Origin of the sequence: Streptomyces sp. NBC_01515 (genome assembly GCF_045040345.1) — a bacterium.
Classification (GTDB): domain Bacteria; phylum Actinomycetota; class Actinomycetes; order Streptomycetales; family Streptomycetaceae; genus Streptomyces.
The window spans coordinates 11213643-11232996 of record NZ_CP109416.1 but is presented as its reverse complement, the minus strand read 5'-3'; the positions used below and the strand labels follow the sequence as shown (position 1 = coordinate 11232996).

General features: G+C 68.3%; 12 protein-coding genes and 4 pseudogenes. 10 read left to right on the top strand and 6 right to left on the bottom strand.

Translation table 11 applies throughout. From position 1 onward, the window contains the following. Positions 1–31: 31 nt before the first annotated feature. The 3 genes and pseudogenes from OG407_RS49680 to OG407_RS49670 all read right to left on the bottom strand — a co-directional run. A complete protein-coding gene (locus OG407_RS49680; RefSeq protein WP_405868093.1) occupies positions 32–6247 on the bottom strand; it encodes an RHS repeat-associated core domain-containing protein in 6216 nt (2071 codons plus the stop codon). Positions 6248–6650: 403 nt separating this feature from the next. Next, positions 6651–6776 (bottom strand): hypothetical protein, encoded by a 126-nt coding sequence (locus OG407_RS49675; protein ID WP_405868091.1) that lies wholly within the window; start codon positions 6774–6776, stop codon positions 6651–6653. 319 nt (positions 6777–7095) lie between these two features. Continuing rightward, a pseudogene (locus OG407_RS49670) lies at positions 7096–7251 on the bottom strand (transposase); the annotation flags it as partial. Between the two features lie 338 nt (positions 7252–7589). Between OG407_RS49670 and OG407_RS49665 the strand changes: the two are divergent. Continuing rightward, positions 7590–8374 (top strand): annotated as a pseudogene (locus OG407_RS49665) (transposase family protein). Between the two features lie 26 nt (positions 8375–8400). Here OG407_RS49665 and OG407_RS49660 read toward each other — a convergent pair. Beyond that, the gene (locus tag OG407_RS49660) at positions 8401–9150 is read right to left on the bottom strand and encodes a transposase family protein (protein ID WP_405868089.1); all 750 of its coding nucleotides are present in this window, start codon (positions 9148–9150) and stop codon (positions 8401–8403) included. Positions 9151–9263: 113 nt separating this feature from the next. Between OG407_RS49660 and OG407_RS49655 the strand changes: the two are divergent. After that, positions 9264–9744, top strand: a pseudogene (locus tag OG407_RS49655) (ISAzo13 family transposase); the annotation flags it as partial. On the opposite strand, the pseudogene OG407_RS49650 reads toward OG407_RS49655, so the two are convergent. Continuing rightward, a pseudogene (locus OG407_RS49650) lies at positions 9744–10064 on the bottom strand (transposase); the annotation flags it as partial. The pseudogenes OG407_RS49655 and OG407_RS49650 overlap by 1 nt on opposite strands. A 114-nt stretch (positions 10065–10178) precedes the next feature. Next, positions 10179–10610 carry a hypothetical protein gene (locus OG407_RS49645; RefSeq protein WP_405868984.1) on the bottom strand — a complete coding sequence of 144 codons (432 nt, stop codon included), beginning with the start codon at positions 10608–10610 and terminating at the stop codon, positions 10179–10181. A 679-nt stretch (positions 10611–11289) separates the two neighbouring features. On the opposite strand from OG407_RS49645, the gene OG407_RS49640 reads away from it, so the two are divergent. From OG407_RS49640 to OG407_RS49605, 8 genes are all read left to right on the top strand, one after another. Then, positions 11290–12345, top strand: coding sequence for a ketoacyl-ACP synthase III family protein (locus OG407_RS49640; RefSeq protein ID WP_405868087.1), 1056 nt, complete (start codon positions 11290–11292; stop codon positions 12343–12345). Positions 12346–12355: 10 nt separating this feature from the next. Continuing rightward, positions 12356–13489 (top strand): acyl-CoA dehydrogenase family protein, encoded by a 1134-nt coding sequence (locus OG407_RS49635; protein WP_405868085.1) that lies wholly within the window; start codon positions 12356–12358, stop codon positions 13487–13489. Continuing rightward, positions 13486–14919 carry an amino acid adenylation domain-containing protein gene (locus tag OG407_RS49630; protein WP_405868083.1) on the top strand — a complete coding sequence of 478 codons (1434 nt, stop codon included), beginning with the start codon at positions 13486–13488 and terminating at the stop codon, positions 14917–14919. The genes OG407_RS49635 and OG407_RS49630 overlap by 4 nt, the downstream gene beginning before the upstream one ends. After that, the gene (locus OG407_RS49625; protein ID WP_405868081.1) at positions 14916–15635 is read left to right on the top strand and encodes a class I SAM-dependent methyltransferase; all 720 of its coding nucleotides are present in this window, start codon (positions 14916–14918) and stop codon (positions 15633–15635) included. Before OG407_RS49630 ends, OG407_RS49625 begins: the two co-directional genes overlap by 4 nt. Positions 15636–15655: 20 nt before the next feature. After that, positions 15656–15934, top strand: coding sequence for an acyl carrier protein (locus OG407_RS49620; protein WP_405868079.1), 279 nt, complete (start codon positions 15656–15658; stop codon positions 15932–15934). Between the two features lie 24 nt (positions 15935–15958). Further along, on the top strand, positions 15959–17308 hold the full coding sequence (locus OG407_RS49615) for an NAD(P)/FAD-dependent oxidoreductase (protein WP_405868077.1): 1350 nt from the start codon (positions 15959–15961) through the stop codon (positions 17306–17308). After that, entirely contained in the window at positions 17305–17976 is a 672-nt protein-coding gene (locus OG407_RS49610) for an HAD family hydrolase (RefSeq protein ID WP_405868982.1), read from the top strand. Before OG407_RS49615 ends, OG407_RS49610 begins: the two co-directional genes overlap by 4 nt. A 334-nt stretch (positions 17977–18310) precedes the next feature. Further along, complete coding sequence (locus tag OG407_RS49605) at positions 18311–19354, top strand: ketoacyl-ACP synthase III family protein (RefSeq protein WP_405868075.1); 1044 nt, start codon at positions 18311–18313, stop codon at positions 19352–19354.

Below are 19354 nucleotides of genomic sequence, written 5' to 3'. Positions count from 1 at the left end.
GCGGCCCGGGCAGCCTGGAATGTACCGGGGGTCAGTATCCCCAGTAGATCTTCGACGAGTAGACATAGGTTCGCCGGTAGGTGGTCCACCAGGACGACGTCTCGGAGAACCGGAAGTTGGTGTACGTCTTCCGGTAGGTGATCCGGTCCTGGTACTGGGTGGTGTAGACGGACACCCATTCGGCCAGGACCTTTTCACGGCTCCACGACAGGAGGGTGCAGCGGACACCGCGCTGGGTGCGCCAGCGCCACCGCTCCTTCCAGCCCACGATCGCCAGGGGCGTCCAGTCGGCGAGCGCGTCCCACATCCAGGAGTACTTCTTGGTGCGCCAGCTGGTGTAGGACCACTTGCCGGACCAGGTGATCTTGATGTCGCTTCGCCAGCCGGTCCACGCGTACCACGGGATCTTGCAGGGCAGGCAGCCAGAGACGTCCTCTGCGTTGACCGGGTCGGCGCAGACGTAGTCGTAGTTGCTGCAGCTGCCGCCGGCGACCGGATCGGTCTGCAGGAACCGGCCGGAGGCCGGGTCGTACAGGCGCACGCCCATGAGCACGAGGTTGCCGAGGGTGTCGGCGGAGCGCTGTTCGCCGCCGAAGAACCCGTAGCGGGCCTGCTCGGTGCTGGTGCGCTTGCCGAACTCGTCCGTGGTCAGGGCCGTGGGGGCTTTGGAGGTGTCGAGCGGGAGTGCGAGGGAGACGTCGTTGTGCAGGTCGACGAGTTGCAGGACGACGTCACCGGTCTTGCTGGTGGTGGCACCGAGGCTGCGTCCGGCGGATTCCACGTTGCGGGTGATGGCCCCGGTGGTGGTGTTCTCGACGATCCAGGTCGGCTTGTCGCTGTCGCTGCTGTAGTGGTTGACCTTGGTCGCGGTCGTGGCCCAGCTGCCCGAGGCGTTCGACTCGACGGTCCAGGAACGGATCCGGCGGGTAGCGTCGAGAGCCCAGGTCTGACGCTGGTCGCCCAACTGCTGCTGCCTCACGAGGTCGTTGAGGTAGTAGCCGAGCGTGCCCTCACCGGGAACGGTGGTAGCGCGGCCGAACGCGTCGTAGACGTAGCCGCTGTCGGTCCGCCGATCTGCCGTGTCGTAGGTGCTGGTGACGGTCGTACCGCCGGTCGTCGGGCAGTCCAGACCGGGGGCTGCGGCGGCCGTCGTGACGGAGGTGCGGTTGGAATGCTTGTCCCAGACGTACGAGCGGCGGGTGCAGACGCTGTCGGCGGTGTCCTCCACCGACGTCAGTCGGCCGGCCGTGTCGTAGCCGTAGGCGCGGTTGGTGTTCTGTCCTGCGCCTCCGGCCCGGGTGGCCCACTGGTCGTGAGCCATGACCGTGGCGGCGTCGCTGAGCAGCAGGGCGCCGTCAGAGTCACGGGTGTAGGCGCGCTCCGTCGGCTTGCCGGCCGGGTCGTTGGACTGGGTCATCGTGTAGCCGCCGGGCAGTTTCTCGGTGGCCACGTTGCCGTCCGCGTCGTACGAGGTGCGGAAGGTTCCCGCGACGGAGTCGGTGAGCGAGACGAGCAGTCCGCGCGGCTCTGCCGAGGTGTCGTAGGTGTAGGTGACCGTGGAGGGGGCGCCGTCGGTGCTCTTGACCGGCCGGTTGAGCTGGTCGTACTGCACCGAGGTGGTGTTGGTGTCGGCGTCCGTGTAGCTCATCTGACGTCCGAGCACGTCGAAGGTACGGGTAATGGCGCCCGCGGTGGTCGAGGAGGTCTTGGTGAGGTGCCCTGCCTCCACGTCGTAGGTGAAGGTCTGGTCCGGGATGGCGGTGCCGGCGGTGCCGCCGGTGGTCACCGTCGACTGCCGGCCTGCTGCGTCGTAGGTGGTGACCAGGGTACGGGTGGCGCCGTTGGCACTCTCCACGACCTTCGCCGGCTGACCGTAGACGTTGTACTCGTTGTAGATCACCGGCAGGGCGCCATTGGTGCCGGCTGCGGCACCCGCGTAGCGCACCTCGCAGACCTGGTCGGCCCACTCAGGACGGCCCGCGCAGGTTCCGGTGCCGGTGGCGGACCAATAGGTGGTCAGCTGGGTTCCGGGGTCGGTTCCGTTCGACTTGGGCATGAGCGACTTGACGGCACGGCCCTTGTCGTCGAACTCGGTGATCCGGGTGATCGCCAGGCCGCCGGGGTCCTGCACGTTCTTCGTGGCCAGGCCCTTGGCCCAGTCGTACTCGGTGGTGGTGACACGCCCGTCGGCCATCTGACCGGGATAGGTCAGCAGTTCGGCGCCGACCGTCTCCTTGGTGGGCTGGTTGACCACGCTGGCCGAGCCGTCGGTGGGACGACCGGCGTCGTAGGACGTGGTCGTCCACGTACGACCAGGAGCCGCGGTGCCCGCTGCGAGCAGGACCGTGCCGTCGGCGGCCTCGAGGTCCTTCCCCAAGGTCAGCATGCGCAGTGGACCACGGGAGTCGGTCGAGCGGGAGCCGTCGGCGGCGAAAGTGGTCTCAGCGGCCAGCAGGCGGCCCCGCGCTGCGGATCCGGCCGCGTCGGAGCCCAGTCCGAGCTCGGCGAGGTTGGCCTTGTCCTTGTCGGTCAGCCCGAGAGCGAGGGCGCGGTTCGCGGCCGACAGCTCCATCACCGTGTTGCCGTACCGGTCGTACTGGGTGGTGGTGATGTGGTCGCCAGGGTTGCGCTGGTTGACCTGGCGGCCGGAGGCGTTCATGTAGAGCACCATGGCCCGGGCGTAGTCGGCCTTCGACAACTGCGCACCGTCGGAGGAGGAGGGCACCTTGTCCGCGGGGAAGACCGCGGTGGCGTCGACGGGAGCCTCGTTCTGTCCCCACTTGGCGACATCGGCCGAGCCCATCGCGGCCGGGGCCGTCGTCCCGGTGAGCGGAACGTTGTAGACGACCGTGGAGGTCGCCGTGCCGGAGACCTGGTCCTTCGTGCCGGCCGCCAGGGTGGGCCTCTGCACGGACAGCAGCATGCCGTCCGAGGCACCCGTCACCGCGGCGACCTTGCCGTAGTTGAACGTCCACGGCAGTTGTCCCGGTGGTGTCAGGGTGCTGACGCGACCGGCGGGCTCATAGGTGTACGTGGTCTTCAGAGCGGGGCTGCTCCGCGGGTCCCACACCTGCCGCAGACGGCCCTGCTCGTCATAGGCGTAGCGGGCCACGCCGACCGCGGTGGAATTGGCGGCGCCGGGTTCGGAGGCCCACACCTTGAGCTCGGAAACCTGGCCTGCGATGTCGCCCAAGCTACTGGCGGTGGCGGTGGTCGTGGTCGCGTAGACGAAGTCCAGGACCTTGCAACCGCGGGTCGACGGGGTGGCCTCACAGGTCGTGGCCGTGGCCGCGCTCGTAGCGCCGATGATGCGCTTGGGGCGGCTGACCCGCTTGCCGTCGATGGTGACGGCTTCGGATACGACCAGGCTTTCCCCGCCGTCGATACCTGACTTGACCGAGCTGGACAACTGCCAGGTCGGGGCGTCGGCGGCAGCCTTCTTGAAGGTGGTCACCGAGCCGTCATCCTCCTTCAGGGTGAAGGAGGATGAGAAACCGCCGGTCAGGGCGAGTTCTTCGAAGCCGGGCTCGGGGATCCAGCCGTTCTGGGCCTGGTTGGCCGTGAAGTACACGGACGCGCCGTCGGTCGAGACGAGGTTGAGCGAGGTGCTGGAGGTCTTCTCGATGTGGGAGTACCCCGAGTCCACCTCGGGGGCGGTGGTGCCGGAGACCCACTCCTTGCCGAAGATCGGCGCCTGACCAGTCTGCTTGGTGCCCTTGTCCGGCACTCGTGAGGAGGCCGTACGGCTCACCGACAGGCCCAGCACCTCGGCGTCCGAGGCCCCGAGCGAGTAGTCACCGTTGAGCAGGTTCACCGAGCCCGGGCCCACCTGGGAACCGGCGGCACCGTCCGCGTTGCGGTCAACCACCACCGGAAGTGGCTGCGTACTGCCCGCCGCGCCGTTCGGCCCGGTGAAGTCGGCCTTGATCTGGACGCTTCCATCGGGGTCGACGGTGCTGGTGGCGTTCCAGGCGAGGGCGGCGTTTTTGCCGTTCACCAGCGGGACCGGCCACGACGTGAGCGCTTGGCCGTCCTTGACGACGTCCGCCACCGGAATATTCGTCCAAGTGTCGGCGTCGGAACGACGCCAGGAGAAGGAGACGGAGTCGTACTTGCCCGCTTCGGCCTCGGCGAGAAGCGGCAGCCGGCGCGCGGTGCTCTCACCCTCGCTCGGCTGGACGAAGCCGCCAGGCCCGGCGTGGAAGGTGTAGTCCAGAGACTCGGACTTGTTGTCCGCCTTGTCGACCTGCCGTACCTGGAGGGTGTGAGTGCCGTCCTTCGGCGGGGTGATGCTGATGCCCTTGGCCGCGGTGGACCCGCCGGTGGTGACCTTGGTCCACGTCAGGCCGTCCAAGGACCATTCGAGCCAGTTGTGATCCGTGCCCCGGGGCGTGACCGTGAAAGTGCCGGCCTGTCCGGCGCCCTTGACCCACGCAGTGGACGGATAGTCCGTCGACGTCACACCGGTCGGCGCCGAGGGGGCGGTGGTGTCGACCGTGAAGGTCTTCCACTCCGACCAGCCCGTGTTGTAGTGCGCCCCGTCGTACGGCGAGGTGCGGAATTTGTACGTCTTGCCGTTGGTCAGGACTCCGGCCGGGACGGTCACGGAGGCGGCCTGTCCGGAGTTCACCCAGGGCGAGACGATGACGTTGCCGACCTGGGCGTTGGTGGCGGAGTCGAAGATCTGGAAGGTGCCGTTGACCTTGTCCCCGTTGGGGTCGACGAAGGTGTCCCGCAGGGTCGGGGTGGCGGTGTTGACCACATAGGCGCCCCCGTAGGAGTAGAACGGCGCACCCGCCTCCTGCTTCGTGCCCGTGCGCGGCCGGTAGTTGTACGTGACGGTCAGCTTCGGCGGGTTCGAGGCTGCGTTGGCGGAGTTGACACGTTTCCACTGCCCGGTGACAGCCTCATCTGTGGCACGCAGACCCATGTGCGACTTGGCCGCCTTGGCCGAGGCCCATTCCTGCACCATGGTCGTGACGTTGGCGTTGATCCAGCCGTCCGGCTGCGTGGAACACGAAGCGTTGCCCAGGGTCTCCGAGGAAGTGGCCTTCTTCGCGGTCCATGACGGCTGGGCCGTCCACCGCGACGATGTCGTCGCAGCGCCGGTGGACCACACCTCCCAGGGCTGGGTCGGACATGACGATCCGGTGTAGTTGCCGGAGTGGAAGTTCCACAGCGAGAGCTTCGCGTCCGTCACCAGCGCGTCGGCGATCGGCGCGGTGTTCCACGAGACGAACGACCGGGCGGTCCGGAAGGTCCCGTCGGCGTTCTGCGTCCCGGGGTTACCCAGGTCCAGCTCGACATCCGTGGACCAGTCGACCGTGGTGCCCTGCTGGACGTAGGTGTCGAAGACGTTGGAGAGCGCCGAGGTGGAAGGGTCCACCGTGACGGGGTACTTCGTGGCCGGATCGGCCAGGAAGCCGGCGTCGGGGGTGATGACGAGATCGACACCGCCCTTGGCCTTGACGACCTTCATGGCAACGCGGACCTGGCGCGTGTGTTCGCCCGAGACCGGGTCGACCGTTGCGTCCCACATGACCGGGGCGGGCATGGCAGCGGTCTTCTTCGACTTCTTGTCGGTGAACAGCACGCTGCCGTCGGCTTGCTGCTCGACTTTCAGGCCCTTGGTCCGAAGCGGCAGGGTGTAAGAGAAGCCGGTCTCCGGCCGAGCCTTGACCTCGACGAACTGCTCGAAGCCGGTACGGGTGGCTTCCACCACCACATCCGCGCCGGGCACCGCGTTGACATAGGTGGCGCGAGTACCGTCCAGCTGAGGCGCCGGCAGTCCGCCGCGCCACTGCAGGGTGATCTGCTCGTCTCCCTGGCCGAGCGTGACCAGGTCGGCGGCCGGAGCGGACTGGGCCGCTTGCAGGGAAGACGGCCTGGCGCCCGTCTTCCCTGACAGCTTCAACCCAGCCGGGTGCGCCTTGGCGGCAACCGAACCGTCGGCCTGAGCGGCCAGGTCGACATCTACATCTCGCCAGACACCCGTGGCGGGGTCCTTGAAGCGCACAGGCCCGGCGGTCAGCTCGGTGGTGAGCGACCCGTCCTTGTTGACCCAGGTGGTCGACGTCTCGGTGCGCTCGGAAAGCGCCTCGACCCTCTTACCGGACAACTTCGCGGCGATACGGGCCGAAGCGATGTCAGCGGCCTGCGTCACCGCCTTCTTCTGCGGTACGGCCGCAGGCGCCTGGAGCGGCTGGGCAAGAGCGGAATCAGCGCCGTCCAGCACGGTGACAGCCATGGCCAGGGCGAGACCACTCGCTATGAAGCGCGCTCTCCCCCCGGCCCCCGACCGTCTGCGCCTCCCCGGCGCAGAGCTGTGAGTTGCCATGATTTCCCCCGTCTCATGCGTAACTGACACACCGTTCTGTGGTGCTGGTGTGAACGTATCGAAGGAAAAAACGGCAAAGAAACAACAAAGCACACGTAAAGCATCAGCACAGGTTCCACTCTTTAGAGTGATCTACGCCACTCTCCCCTGTGAGGCTGCACCATGCCGCCTGCCCTCCCAGATTGCCGCCAGGGGCAGCCGCCTCGGCGACCTACACCCCTCTTCAGCAGGCCGTCCGCGAATCCGAGACATGCGACCGCGCTTCACCGATGCCGTGGAGGGAGTCGGCGGAGGGCGTCCGTCCACCCAGCTCCTAGCTCGGAGTAAGCGTCGTACTCGCCACCCCGGTGCCCACGCCGCTGATCGATGTCGTCTTGGTGCGCTCCGCTGTGTTGTAGGTGTTGGTGATGGTGACTGAGTTCGCTGTTTCGGTGGTCATGCACGGATCCGCAGCTGGTGGACAGCGCCACCGGCATCGCCGGCTATGACCGACGCCTCGCCGTTGGGAGCCCCCCCTGGCCGCAAGGGTCGTGATCGGTGCTGAAGCAGTCCAGCAGCCAACTCGACCCGGCTTATCAGCACGCCAGGCCGACACCGTTCCCTGCTCCGTACCAAGTACGACGATGCCGCCTGCTGCGGCCACGACATCCGGCCGTTCCTGGAGCGCGAACTCACGAAGCAGAGTCCGAGTCTCCAGATCCCACAGACGCAGCTTTCGGTCCCAACCGATGGTCGCCAGACGCGCACAAGCAAGGCTCTCCGGCCGCATTCAGTTCGGCGAGCAGAATGCGGTGCAGCCGGTCGAAGACCCCGGCCTGCTGCCACCGGTCCAAACGCCGCCAGCAGGTCTGTCCGGAGCCGAACCCCAGCTCCAGCGGCAGCAGTTGCCAGGCCATGTCGTTGTGGAGCACGTATTTCCGCTCGCGTCAGAGCCGCGCGCTCCTTCACGATGACATGCGGCACCCTTGGCCGGAGTCGGCGAGGGGATCGGGCCGGCGGTAACGATGCTGCGAAGTCCGCTGGTATCCGTGGCCGTCGGTGCGGGGATGACGCTGACGTATGGATCGGGTGTCGCGTCGGAGGTCAACGGGGTGCTGCCGGTGGCGCGTTGAGTTCCGCAACCACTCGCGAACACAGCGAGCGTTTTCCAACATCCCGATGCTGACCGCAAGTTGGACGCTCCTGCGCAACGTCGAAGCTCCTGGTAGACGGGTTCTCGACCAAGATCACCCGTGTCCGCCAGGAGCTTCTCGTGCTTGTCTACCCATCCTCGATCGATCTGTCCAGCCGAACCCTGCGGTTCCTTACCCGTCAACTGACCGCGCGGCAGGCGAAGATCGGTACACGGTGGCGACGCCTGCCCGCCGGCCGCCAGGCTCTGCTGGCCCTCGCGCACCTACGGTGCGGTGATACCTACGCCCAGCTCGCTGCCGGATTCGGCATCGGGATCGCCACGGTCTACCGCTATATACGCGAAGCCGTCGAGGCCCTGGCCGCCCTCGGGCCTTCGCTCGCCGAGGCGATGCGGACGATCCGCGAGAAGGCGTTCGTGATCCTGGACGGCACCCTGCTGCCGATCGACTGGGGGCACCTCCCGGCCGAAGGCTGGGGGAGATCGCTGCGGACACCCCGTACTACTCCGGGAAACACAAGCGCCACGGCATGAACATCCAGGTCCTCACCGATCCGTTCGGACGCCTGCTCTGGGCCTCGCCCGCCCTGCCTGGATCGACCCACGACCTCACTGCTGCCCGACACCACGGGATCATCGACGCGCTCGCCGAAGTGAGCCTGAGGTGCTGGGCAGACAAGGCGTATCAAGGAGCCGGCGGACCTGTTCGGGTCCCGTTCCGCGGTCGCCGCCTGAAGAGGTGGAAGCGCCTCCACAACACCAGTCACGCCAAGATCCGATGCGTCGATGAACGGGCCATGGCCACGCTCAAGGGCTGGCGTCTTCTGCGCAAGCTCCGCTGCAGCACCAACCGGATCACCGACATGGTGAAGGCCGTCCTCGTCCTTCACCACGCGTCAACGTGAGGTTGGAAAACGCTCACTGAGCTTCTTCAGCGTTGCCGCTCCAGGGTGAGGATGGCTTTGGCGATTGACGTCATGCGGTTGGGGCTGCATCGGGATCTGCGGAAGATCTGCCAGGTCTTCAGGCGTGCGACGCTGCGTTCGACCGGTGCCCGTGCCGCGGCCAGGGCACGGTTGAGGGTCTTCTCGGTGAGGGTGAGTTCCTGCAGGGGCCTGCGCTTGATGCCGGTGCTCACCCAGAGGCCGCCACCCTGGTAGGCGAGGTCGGCCAGGATGGGCACGCCCTGGCGCTCGCAGATGCGGATGATCCGGTGGGTGCGGGCGGCGGTCAGGTCGTGAGATCGGCCCGGCAGTGCGGGTGAGAGCCACAGCAGCCGGCCGCCTGGGTCGGTGACCACCTGCACGTTGACCCCGTGCCGGCGGTGTTTGTGGGAGTAGTCGGCCCGTCCGTCGCCGACCCGGTCGCACTCAGCGAGCGTGCCGTCCAGCAGGACGAAGTCCTCCTCGGCCTCGCGCAGGACCTTCAGCAGACCCGGTGCTCGTTCGGCGAGCAGGTGGATGACCGTGCTGGTGTAGGCGTGGGCGGTGGACTCGCTGATCCCGAACCCGGCAGCGATCGTCGCCAGAGTGGTGTGTTCGCGCAGGTACACCAGTGCCACCATCGCGCGCTGGGACGGGCGGAGCTTGCAGCGCCGGTCACCCTCACGGGTGACGATGAGCATCGTGACCCACTCCACGAGGGCATGGGGCAGGTCGAGTGCGGCAGGATAGATGACCAACGAGGCCCCCGAGCAGCGTGGTTGAGACGTCAGACATCTCGATCAACAGCTTGGGGGCCTCGCTCGTTGCGCTTCATGGACCGTCACCTGATCGGTGGCCAACTCGAAGAAGCTCACTGCCTCCCGTTCCACCGCGAGCGCCAGACGTGCCGGCAACGAGACACCCAGCCGACCCGGCCCTGACCGCGATGCTCACCGATCCGGCCCTCACCGGCATGTCACGAACCGCCTTCGAGTATTTGGTGGCGGTCTCGGAGCCTTTCTGGGACGCCTTGGCCGAGGCAGCATTCCAGCGACGCTTCCACCGCCCGCGCAGTTACCGCCACCCACAGACCAGCAGCGTGGACCACACCCACCGGCTCCTGGCAGCCATCCTGCGCCGCCGCAGAGCGGTGACCATGACGTTCCTGGCCCAACTACTGGGCGTCAACCGCACCAACCTGTCCATCCAGTACCAGGACGCAAAACGGCTCCTGGACCTGCACCGGATCCTCGTCACGCCGATACCCGGATCGCCCGCCCGCACATTGGAACAGCTACACGCCCGAACAACCCCGCGGAAACCCGTCGCTGACAGTTATTGAAATACGGGCCCCCGCGGTCCCGGTGTGCTGGCGTTGCACCCCGACGCTCGCGGTGCCCTTCTTCAGGTCACCGGTCTCGTCCACCACCAGGACGGCGCCCTGGTTGCCGAGGTACTCGACCACGAAGTCCCTTATGTCGTCGCGGACTTCGTCGGCGTCCCAGGACGCGCGGCTGAGCAGGTGCTGCATACCGGCCGGACTGCTGTCACCGGCATGCTCCGCGCTCGTCCAGCAGTTCTTCCGCGGCAACTTTGCCAGCAGGCCCAGCACGAGGGCCCGTGCCCTGCGACGCGGCTCGACCCGGGCGAAACGCCTCGCCACCCTCGCCATCAGGTCGTCGAACACCGGCTGCCACCGGGCAGGGTCTACGCTGTGGCCCACGGCCATCGGCTGATCTTCGTCTGTCCACACAACCGAAGATGATCAACGGTGGCCGTGCCCTTTCTACGCCACCCAGCAGTACAGGTTCTCGTCTCCCTCGCGGACGGCACGGGCCAGGTCGGCCAAGCCGCTCAGGATCCACACGGCAATCTCGGGGTCGAAGACCTCGCCGTCTGCCGCCCGCTCGGCCACCCACAGCCGGCTGACTTCAGCGAGCCGGTGCTCGACGGCAGTGCGCAGGGCATCTCGAAGGGTGCCGGAGACGGCGAGGACGAGCGGACCATCGCCGTCGTCCGGGTCGACAACAGTCTCGGGAACATCGTCGTCAAGGACTTCCTCAAAGCTCCGACCGGTGAAGATGCCCTCCCACTCGATCAGAGCCTCCTCGACATCGAAGTTGCCGAAGGTCAGGGACTCGAAGACCCCGTCGGGACCACCCTCCGCGACAGCAGCGGCAGCTTCGGCGTCCGGTGCCACGAAGAACTTGATGACCATGCTCACCGGCGCATAGTGCCTGTTCCACCGGGCCCGGTCTACCTGCCAGCGGCCAGCAGAAGCTGACCTACCGACCCGAGAGGCTGTCCGCCCACAGGCCAAGATCAAGATCTACAGCTGGAGTACTAAGCAACCCCGCAAACGACCGGTCCGTCGCCCGCCCCTGGCTCGCCTGAGCCCCGCCCCGCGCCCGCCCGCCCGCCGGCCCGCCGGCCCCGAGGCTCCTCCCTCCTCTCCACCCTCAAGAACCGCATTGTTCACCTTTCACCTCGCCTGCGCCCCCAGCGTCTTGACGCACACGGAAACGGAGTGCACCCTTACTTGAGGAATTTCACCCGACGGTCACAACATGACAGGTCCGGGATCCAAGGTTTTGCGCATGAGCGATTCGATGCTCAGAAGAGACCGTCCACTACCTCAAGCGGCCTGACGCACCCTCTCGGGGGACTGATCGAACGGAACGTTCCGTAATAGGTCAGTATTTTTTGCGCACTCTTTTCCTGCCCCTTCCTCGGCTTCTGCTCACCTTTTCTCATCGAGATCTTCGGACATCCTCGCGATGAGGGAAAACGTTGTCACGGCGGATACACACACCCAAGTCCCGCCGCAATTCCACGTGCCCTCAGTCATCAACCGCCAATTCGTCACGACATACGAACGAGAGATTTCGGGGTCGGTCATGAAAGCGTCCGATGTGCTGATCAGCGGTCTGGGATCCTATCTTCCCGACCGGGTTCCCATCGGGTGGGCGGTCGAACGGGGACTGATCGACCGGACCGCGGCAGAGCGGTACGGAATCACCAGTGTCACCGTCGCCGGCGAGGTCCCCGCCCCCGAGATGGCGGTACGGGCATGCCGGGAAGCGCTCGAACGGGCCGGCCAGAACCCCGAGTCCCTCAGCCTGCTGCTCTATGTGAGCGTCTGGTACCAGGGCCCCCACGGCTGGTGTCCGCAGTACTACGTGCAGCGGCAAACGGGTGCCGGCCGGGCGACCGCCGCGGAGGTCAGACAGGGCTGCATGGGCATGTTCTCCGCGCTGGAACTCGCTGCGGGGCATCTCATGGCCACGCCCGAGCACGAGGCGGCCCTGGTCACCTCAGGTGACAACTTCACCTCCGACCTGCTGGAACGCTGGCGCTTCAGCCCGCACTTCGTCATGGGCGACGCCGGCTGTGCCGTGGTCCTGAGCCGGCGCGAGGGCTTCGCCCGGCTCAAGTCCGTCAACGCCGTCACCCTCCCCGAGTACGAGGCCATGCACCGCGGCTCCGAGCCGCTGTTCCCCCCGGGAGCCGGCCGGCCGGGGAAGCTCGACTTCGGCGACTCCAAGGACCGCTGGCTGGACGGACCGGACCGGGACCCGGCCGGCCCGCTGAAACTCGTCGCGGCACAGGACGAACTCGTCGACCGCACCCTCGACGAAGCCGGAATCACGATGGACGACATCTCTCGCGTCGCCTATGCGAACGGATCGCGGGAACGCGTCGAAGGCCGCGCGATGATACCGCTGGGCCTACCGATGTCCCTTTCGACATGGGAACAGGGACGCACCGTGGGCCATATCGGTGCCAGCGATCAGCTGGTGGCGCTGGAACAGCTTCTTCTTTCGGGCGAACTGCAGCACGGGGATCATTTCCTGATGCTCGGCGTGGGGCCTGGACTGAATATCGCGTGCGCCGTGATCGAGATCATCGAGACTCCGCACTGGTCCAATATCCACCCGGCCGTGGTTTTATGAAAGGCGTCTCATGGATTTCAGCCTGAGCGCTGAACAGCAGGAACGATACGATCGAATTCGGACGGCTGCGCCGGAAATATCCTCCCCCGGTTCCGCCGCCATCAGACGGCACGGGGAAACCTGGAAGGAAATGGCCGCTCTCGGATTATTAGGTGCGGCCGTCCCGGAGGAACACGGTGGCGGTGGATTCGGTGCTCTCGACACGGCCCTGCTGTACGAGGGAGCGAGCGACGGCGGCGCCGACACAGGACTGCTGTTCGCCGCCGCGGCCCATCTCTTCGCCTGTGTCAGGCCGGTGCTGGAGTTCGCGTCACCGCAGACGCGCAAGGCCCTGCTGCCCGCTCTGTGTTCGGGCGAACTGACGGCGGGGAACGCCATGACGGAGCCGGACGCGGGATCGGACATCTCCCGGCTGGCGACCACGGCCACCCGGGTCGACGGCGGATATCTCCTCGACGGCGTCAAGAGCTTCGTCAGCAACGGCCCGGTCGCCGGTCTCTACGTCACCTACGCGACGACGAATCCGGACGGCGGCTACTTCGCCTCCACCGCCTTCGCCGTGGACCGCGACTCCCTGGGACTGGTCGCGGGAGAGCCGATGCGGAAGTCCGGCCTGGTCGCCTGCCAAACCGGCGAAGTCCGCTTCGACCGCTGCTTCGTGCCGGACGACCGGGTCCTGGGAAGCCCGGGTCAGGGACAGGTGGTGTTCCGGACGTCGATGCTGTGGGAGCGTTCCTGCCTGTTCGCGATCTATCTGGGCCAGCAGGAACGTCTCATCCGGCGATGCGTCCAACACGCCCGGGAGCGGCGGCAGTTCGGAAAGCGGCTGGCCGACTTCCAGCCGGTCGCGGACCGGCTGGCGGACATGAGACTGCGGTTGGAGAGCGGACGGCTCCTGCTCTACCGGGCCTGCACCGAGATCGACGCCGGCCAGGACCCCTCGCTGTGGGTCGCCCTGGCGAAACTGGCGGTCTCCGAAGCCGCGGTCGCCACCTCGCTCGACGCCTCCCGGATCTTCGGGGGCCGCGCCTTCCTGACGGAGCACGGGATCGAGGAACAGGTGCGCGACGCAGCCCCGGCCACCACCTTCTCCGGCACGTCTGACATCCAACGTCAGCTGATCGCGCGGGAGATGGGACTGTGAGCCTCTACAGCCCGGTGGTCGACGCGGCCGCCCGGACACCGGACGCCCTCGCGGTCCGCGACCTCGTCTCCGGCCTCAGCTACGGCGAGTTGGACGCACGTGCCGACACCTTCCTCGCCGCGCTGCGAGGTCGCGGAGTCCGGCCGGGCGACCGCGTCCTGGTGTGGACGGACAAGACGGCCGAGTCGGTGGCCGTCGCACAGGCGGTGTTACGGTGCGGCGCGATCCATGTTCCGGTGCCACGCGGCAACCCGGTGCGGCGGGTCGCCCGGATTGCGGCGGATGCCCGCCCGGCCCTCGTCGTCACGGACCACGGTGAACGCGTCCCCGGCGCCGTGTGCGTACCCTGCGCGGATCTCTTCCGGGAGGCGGCCCACGGCCCGGACACCGTCCCGCATCCGGTCCGGTCGGCCGATCCGGCGTACATCCTCTACACCTCGGGGTCGACAGGGCAGCCGAAAGGCGTCTGCGTGAGCCACGGGAGCGCGCTCTCCTTCGTCGACTGGGCCTGCGGGGAGCTGCGCCTGACGGCGGCCGACCGGCTCGCGAACCATGCCTCGTTCGGCTTCGACCTGTCCGTCTTCGACCTCTACGGAGCCTTCCGGGCCGGCGCGTCGGTGCACCTCGTCGGTGAGACCCTCGCGCGGGCCGCGGAGCCTCTGGTCGACTTCGTGTGGGAGAGCGGGATCACGGTCTGGTACTCGGTGCCGTCCGCCCTGGTGCTCATGGCCGAGTACGGCGGCCTGCTGGAGCGCGGCCCGGGGGCGCTGCGTGCCTGTGTCTTCGCCGGCGAACGCTTTCCGCTGAAGCCGCTGAAGGACCTGCGCCGCGGCTGGCCGGACGTCCGCCTGCTCAACTGGTACGGGCCGACGGAGACCAACGTGTGCACCTCGTACGAGGTGACGGCCGCCGATCTCGCGCGCACCACGGACATCCCGATCGGGTCGGCCGCGGGCGGGGACACGGTGTCGCTGGAGGACGGCGAGATCGTGGTCGACGGTCCGACCGTCATGCTCGGCTACTGGGGTGGCAGGCCACGGACCGGGCCGTACCGTACCGGTGATCTCGGCCGCTACGACGCCGACGGCCGGCTGGAGTTCCGGGGCCGGATCGACGACATGGCGAAGGTCCGCGGCCACCGGGTGGAGCCGGCCGAGGTGAGCGGCGTACTGATGGCGCACGAGGCGGTGCGCGACGCGGTGGTGTTCGTCGTGGGCGCCGGTCTCGACGCGCGGCTGCACGCCGTGGTGGTCCCCGAGCCCGGCTGTGCACCCGGGTTCGCGCAGTTGCGACAGCACTGCTCCGACTTCCTGCCGCCGTACATGACCATCGACGCGTTGCACACGGTCAGCGGCTTCCCCCGCACCGCGAACGGCAAGGTCGACCGGGCCGCGCTCGGTGACCTGGTGGCGTCGGGAGCGGCCGTATGACGGGCGCGGTCTGGGACGCCTTCTGGTCGACGCTGCCCGCGGAGCCCGGATCAGCTCTCTGGGACTCCTCGCCCCGGCTGACCGCGGCCCGGCATCTGCCGCTGTTCCAGAGCCACGCCGATCCGTCGCTGCCCCTGATCGATCTCGGGTGCGGCAGCGGACGGCAGACGCAGTGGCTGGCGGGTCATTTCGGACGGGTCGTGGGACTGGACATCGCCGAGGCCGCGGTCGCGCTGGCCGCCGCCACGCACCCGGCGCCCAACGTCGTCTACCGCCGGGCCGACCTGCTCGACGCGGACACCGTGACAGCCCTGCGCGCGGAGTTCGGCGACGCCAACGTCTACATGCGCGGTGTGCTGCACCAGCTCGGCCCGGACGACCGTACGGACATGCTGGCGACGATCCGGCTGCTGCTCGGCGGGACGGGAGTCCTGTTCGCCCAGGAGCTGACCGAGCGCACCGGATGGTACGTCGCCGAACTGCTCGCCGGGGGTGCGCAGTTGCCGAAGACGGCCGGGCTGGCGGCCCATTTCGACTTCGGCTCCCGTATCGCCCCCGCCCACGACGGGCGGCTGCGGCTGCTGTTGGAAGGAAACGGATTCGATGTCGTCGTCGACGGCGACATCGCCCTGCACACCACGGAGCGCACCTCCGACGGGCAGCCGCTGGAGCTGCCGACGAGGTACGTCGTGGCGCGTGCGTCGGCACGGCTCTGACACCCGGAGGAACCATCACCATGACGGACCTTGACCGCGCGACGCTGCTCGAAGGCCTGCTCCGCTATGTGCGGGAGGAACTCGCCACGGGTGTGCCGTCCGACCTGCTCACCGCCGACAGTCCACTGCTGGAACTGGGAGTGCTGGACTCGGTGCGCACCGCCCGTCTGCTGGCGCACATCCGCACCACGTACGGCGTGCGGGTGCCGCCCGTGCACATGACCGGTGAGCACTTCCGGTCGCTGGAGTCGATCACCGACCTGATCCTGCTGCTCCGTTCGCAGACCGCCTCCCTCTGACCTCTCGCGCTGACAGGAGCACAGATGACGTACGACTACGACATCGGCATCATCGGCGGCGGGCCGGCCGGTTCCACCGCCGCGTCCTACCTGGCCAGGGCGGGGCTCTCGGTCGCGGTCTTCGACAGCGAGTTCTTCCCCCGGGAGCACGTGGGCGAGTCCCTGGTGCCGGCGACCACTCCGGTGCTGCTGGAGATCGGCGCCATGGACAAGATCGAGGCGGCGGGCTTTCCGCGCAAGTACGGGGCCGCGTGGACGTCGGCCAACGCGGACGACGTGGACCCGCTCGGTTTCCAGGTTCACGACCACGGTCTCGGGGCTGCCGACGTGCTGTTCAACGAACGCGACCAGCTGGGCGTGGACCGCGACTACACCTTCCATGTGGACCGCGGCCGGTTCGACCACATCCTGCTCAAGCACGCGGAGAGCCTGGGGGCGAAGGTGTTCTCCGGGGTGCGGGTGCGGGGCGTGGACTTCGCCGACAGCGCGCGTCCCGTGCTGCGGGTCGGGCTCGGCGGGACCACCGCCGAGGTGCCGGTGCGGATGGTCGTCGACGCCAGCGGACGCGGCACCCTGCTGGGGCGGCAGCTGAAGGTCAAGGTGCCCGACCCGGTGTTCAACCAGTACGCGGTGCACAGCTGGTTCGAGGGACTCGACCGGGAGGCCCTGGCGAACAGCGAGAACCAGGCGGAGTACATCTTCATCCACTTCCTGCCGCTCAGTGACACCTGGGTGTGGCAGATCCCCATCACCGACACGATCACGTCGGTCGGCGTCGTCACCCACAAGGCCCGGTTCCGGGAGGGGAAGGACGACCTCGAAAGCTTCTTCTGGGACTCGGTGGCCAGCAGGCCCCTGCTGCACGACGCGCTGAAGAAGACCGAGCGGGTGCGCCCCTTCAAGGCCGAGGGCGACTACAGCTACGGCATGCGCAAGGTGTGCGACGACTCGATGGTGATGATCGGCGACGCCGCCCGGTTCGTCGACCCGATCTTCTCCAGCGGTGTCAGCGTCGCCATGAACAGCGCCCGGCTGGCCTGCGCCGACATCATCGCCGCCGCCGAGGCCGGTGACTTCAAGGCCGCCCGGTTCGGGAACTACGTGACGAAGCTGCGGCGGGGTGTGTCCAGCTGGTACGAGTTCATCTCCATCTACTACCGGCTGAACATCCTGTTCACCGCCTTCGTCCAGGACCCCCGCTACCGCATCGACGTCCTGAAACTGCTCCAGGGCGACGTCTACGACGAGCAGGAGCCGGCCGCGCTGACCGCGATGCGTGACTTCATCGCCGCCGTGGAGGCCGACCCCGACCATCTCTGGCACCCGCTGCTGGGAAAGATGAAGGTGTCCCTCAGCTCCCGGGCACTGTTCTGACCGCGTCATGGGCGGTTCTGTTCGACATGGACGGAACCCTCGTCGACACCGAGGTCCTCCTGCTGGAAGCCCTGGCGGAGGAGCTGGCCGCGTCCGGTGTGCGGGCGGTGATCCGGCCGGAGGAACTGCGGGGCCGTGATGTCGCCGGGAACCTGGCCCGACTGACCACCCTCATGCCGGCACCGGTGCCCGCGCCGGAGCTGTACGCGCGCGTCGAAGGCCGCGTGCTGGACAGGTTGCGTCTCGGTGTCGTCCCGCTGCCCGGCGCCGTCGGCCTGCTCGGGGCGCTGCGCCGGGCCCGTGTCCCGTGTGCGCTGGTGTCGTCCTCGTACCGGGCGATGGTGGACGCCGTCCTGCCCTCGCTGGGCGGGGCCGGGTTCGCCGTGACCGTGGCGGGCGACGAGGTGCGGCGTCCGAAACCGGATCCGGAGGCGTATCTCACCGCCGCAGCCCGGCTCGGCATCGCGCCGGGGCGGTGTGTGGTGGTCGAGGACTCGCCGGCCGGGCTGCGGTCGGGACGGGCCGCGGGATGCGTCACCGTCGCGGTCGCGCCGACGGCGGAACCGGTGGCCCTCGGCGTACCGGGCCTGACCGGTCTGACCGTGGAACGGCTCGCCCGCCTGGTGGACACGGAAGCAGCGCCCGCCGGTCCCCGGGGCGCCGGATGAGACGGGACACCGGGCCTCCGGGAACGCTCGTCCGACAGCCGGAGCCGTCGCCGGGCGAGGTGGCCGCGGCACGGCCGGGGGGCGGCGTCCGGTCCGGCCGGGATCCGTGCGCGGTGTCCGGTGGGGTGCGTCGAAAGGAGGGGCCCGGCCCGCGTACCGGGCTCCCGGTGTCCTTCGGTCCGACAGCGGTCCGCCGTGAGGGCGAACGCACCGGGAGCGGCAGCCGCCGTTCCCGTCCGATCCGTAGCAGAAAGTGGTGCATCGTCGTGAACAGTGCCCGGCCCCCGCACGCGGAGCGTGCCGCGACCCGCGAACACCGCACGGGGAGGTACGTGTGAAACCGCCCAGCATGTTCCTCGCCGGTCTCGGCTGCTGGCTGCCGGAGCCCTACCCGGCGTCCGAGGCGGTCGCCGCGGGCCTCTACGACGCCACGGTCTTCGCCGAGAGCGGTCTGCGAAGTGTGCTCGTCGCCGGGCCGGAGGCACCGCCCGACATGGCCGTACGCGCCGCGCGCACAGCGCTGGGCCACTCCGCGGGCGGGCACACCGTGATCGGTACGGTGCTGCACGGCTCCACGTTCTTCCAGGGCCCCGAGATGTGGTCGCCGTCGGCCTACGTCATGCGGGAGCTGGGTATCACGGGGGCGACAGGCACCGAGATCCGCAACGGATGCAACAGCATGCTCGCCGGTGTGGAACTGGCCGCCGGCCTGCTGCCCCACCAGTCGGGCAGTCGGCCGGACATCCTGCTGACCACGGCGGACAACTTCACCTCACCGTTGTTCAACCGTTGGGACAGCGGGCCGATGGGTGTGATCGCCGCCGATGCGGCCAGCGCCGTCGTCCTCAGCGCGAGGGGCGGCTTCGCCCGGGTCGACGCGGTCGTCTCCCGGGTCTATCCGGAGTTCGAGGCGATGACGCGCGGCGACGAGCCGCTGTTCCCGCCCACCGGATCCGCGGGCCGTCGCATCGACACCGTGGCGCGCGCCCAGCAGTTCAACGAGCGGGTGCGGGAGGTCGGCGGGATGAGCGTCGCCGACGGCATAGCGAAGGCCTGTTCCGAGACGGCGCTGGCCGCCTTGGACGAGGCCGGGGTCAAAGCCTCCGACCTGCGCTGGGTGCTGGTGCCCAACGGCGACGAGGCCACCACACGCAACTGTGTGATGGAACCGCTCGGCCTGGACGTCTCGCAGTCGCAGTGGGAATTCGGCTGCGGTATCGGACACGCCTCGTCCAGCGACCAGCTCATCGCCCTGGACCATCTGCTGCGCACCGGGCGCCTGGACGCGGGCGACCATGTCCTGCTGTTCGGTGGCGCGCCGGGCTGGTCGGCCGCGGCCGTGGTCCTCACCATCACCGAACTGCCGTCCTGGATCTAG

What these genes read in the sequence shown, in the direction of transcription:
- OG407_RS49640 (WP_405868087.1), top strand. Translation starts at nt 11,290, where the DNA reads ATGAAAGCGTCCGATGTGCTGATCAGCGGTCTGGGATCCTATCTTCCC.
- OG407_RS49680 (WP_405868093.1), bottom strand. Translation starts at nt 6,247, where the DNA reads ATGGCTGTCACCGTGCTGGACGGCGCTGATTCCGCTCTTGCCCAGCCG.
- OG407_RS49675 (WP_405868091.1), bottom strand. Translation starts at nt 6,776, where the DNA reads ATGACCACCGAAACAGCGAACTCAGTCACCATCACCAACACCTACAAC.
- OG407_RS49635 (WP_405868085.1), top strand. Translation starts at nt 12,356, where the DNA reads ATGGATTTCAGCCTGAGCGCTGAACAGCAGGAACGATACGATCGAATT.
- OG407_RS49645 (WP_405868984.1), bottom strand. Translation starts at nt 10,610, where the DNA reads ATGGTCATCAAGTTCTTCGTGGCACCGGACGCCGAAGCTGCCGCTGCT.
- OG407_RS49620 (WP_405868079.1), top strand. Translation starts at nt 15,656, where the DNA reads ATGACGGACCTTGACCGCGCGACGCTGCTCGAAGGCCTGCTCCGCTAT.
- OG407_RS49615 (WP_405868077.1), top strand. Translation starts at nt 15,959, where the DNA reads ATGACGTACGACTACGACATCGGCATCATCGGCGGCGGGCCGGCCGGT.
- OG407_RS49625 (WP_405868081.1), top strand. Translation starts at nt 14,916, where the DNA reads ATGACGGGCGCGGTCTGGGACGCCTTCTGGTCGACGCTGCCCGCGGAG.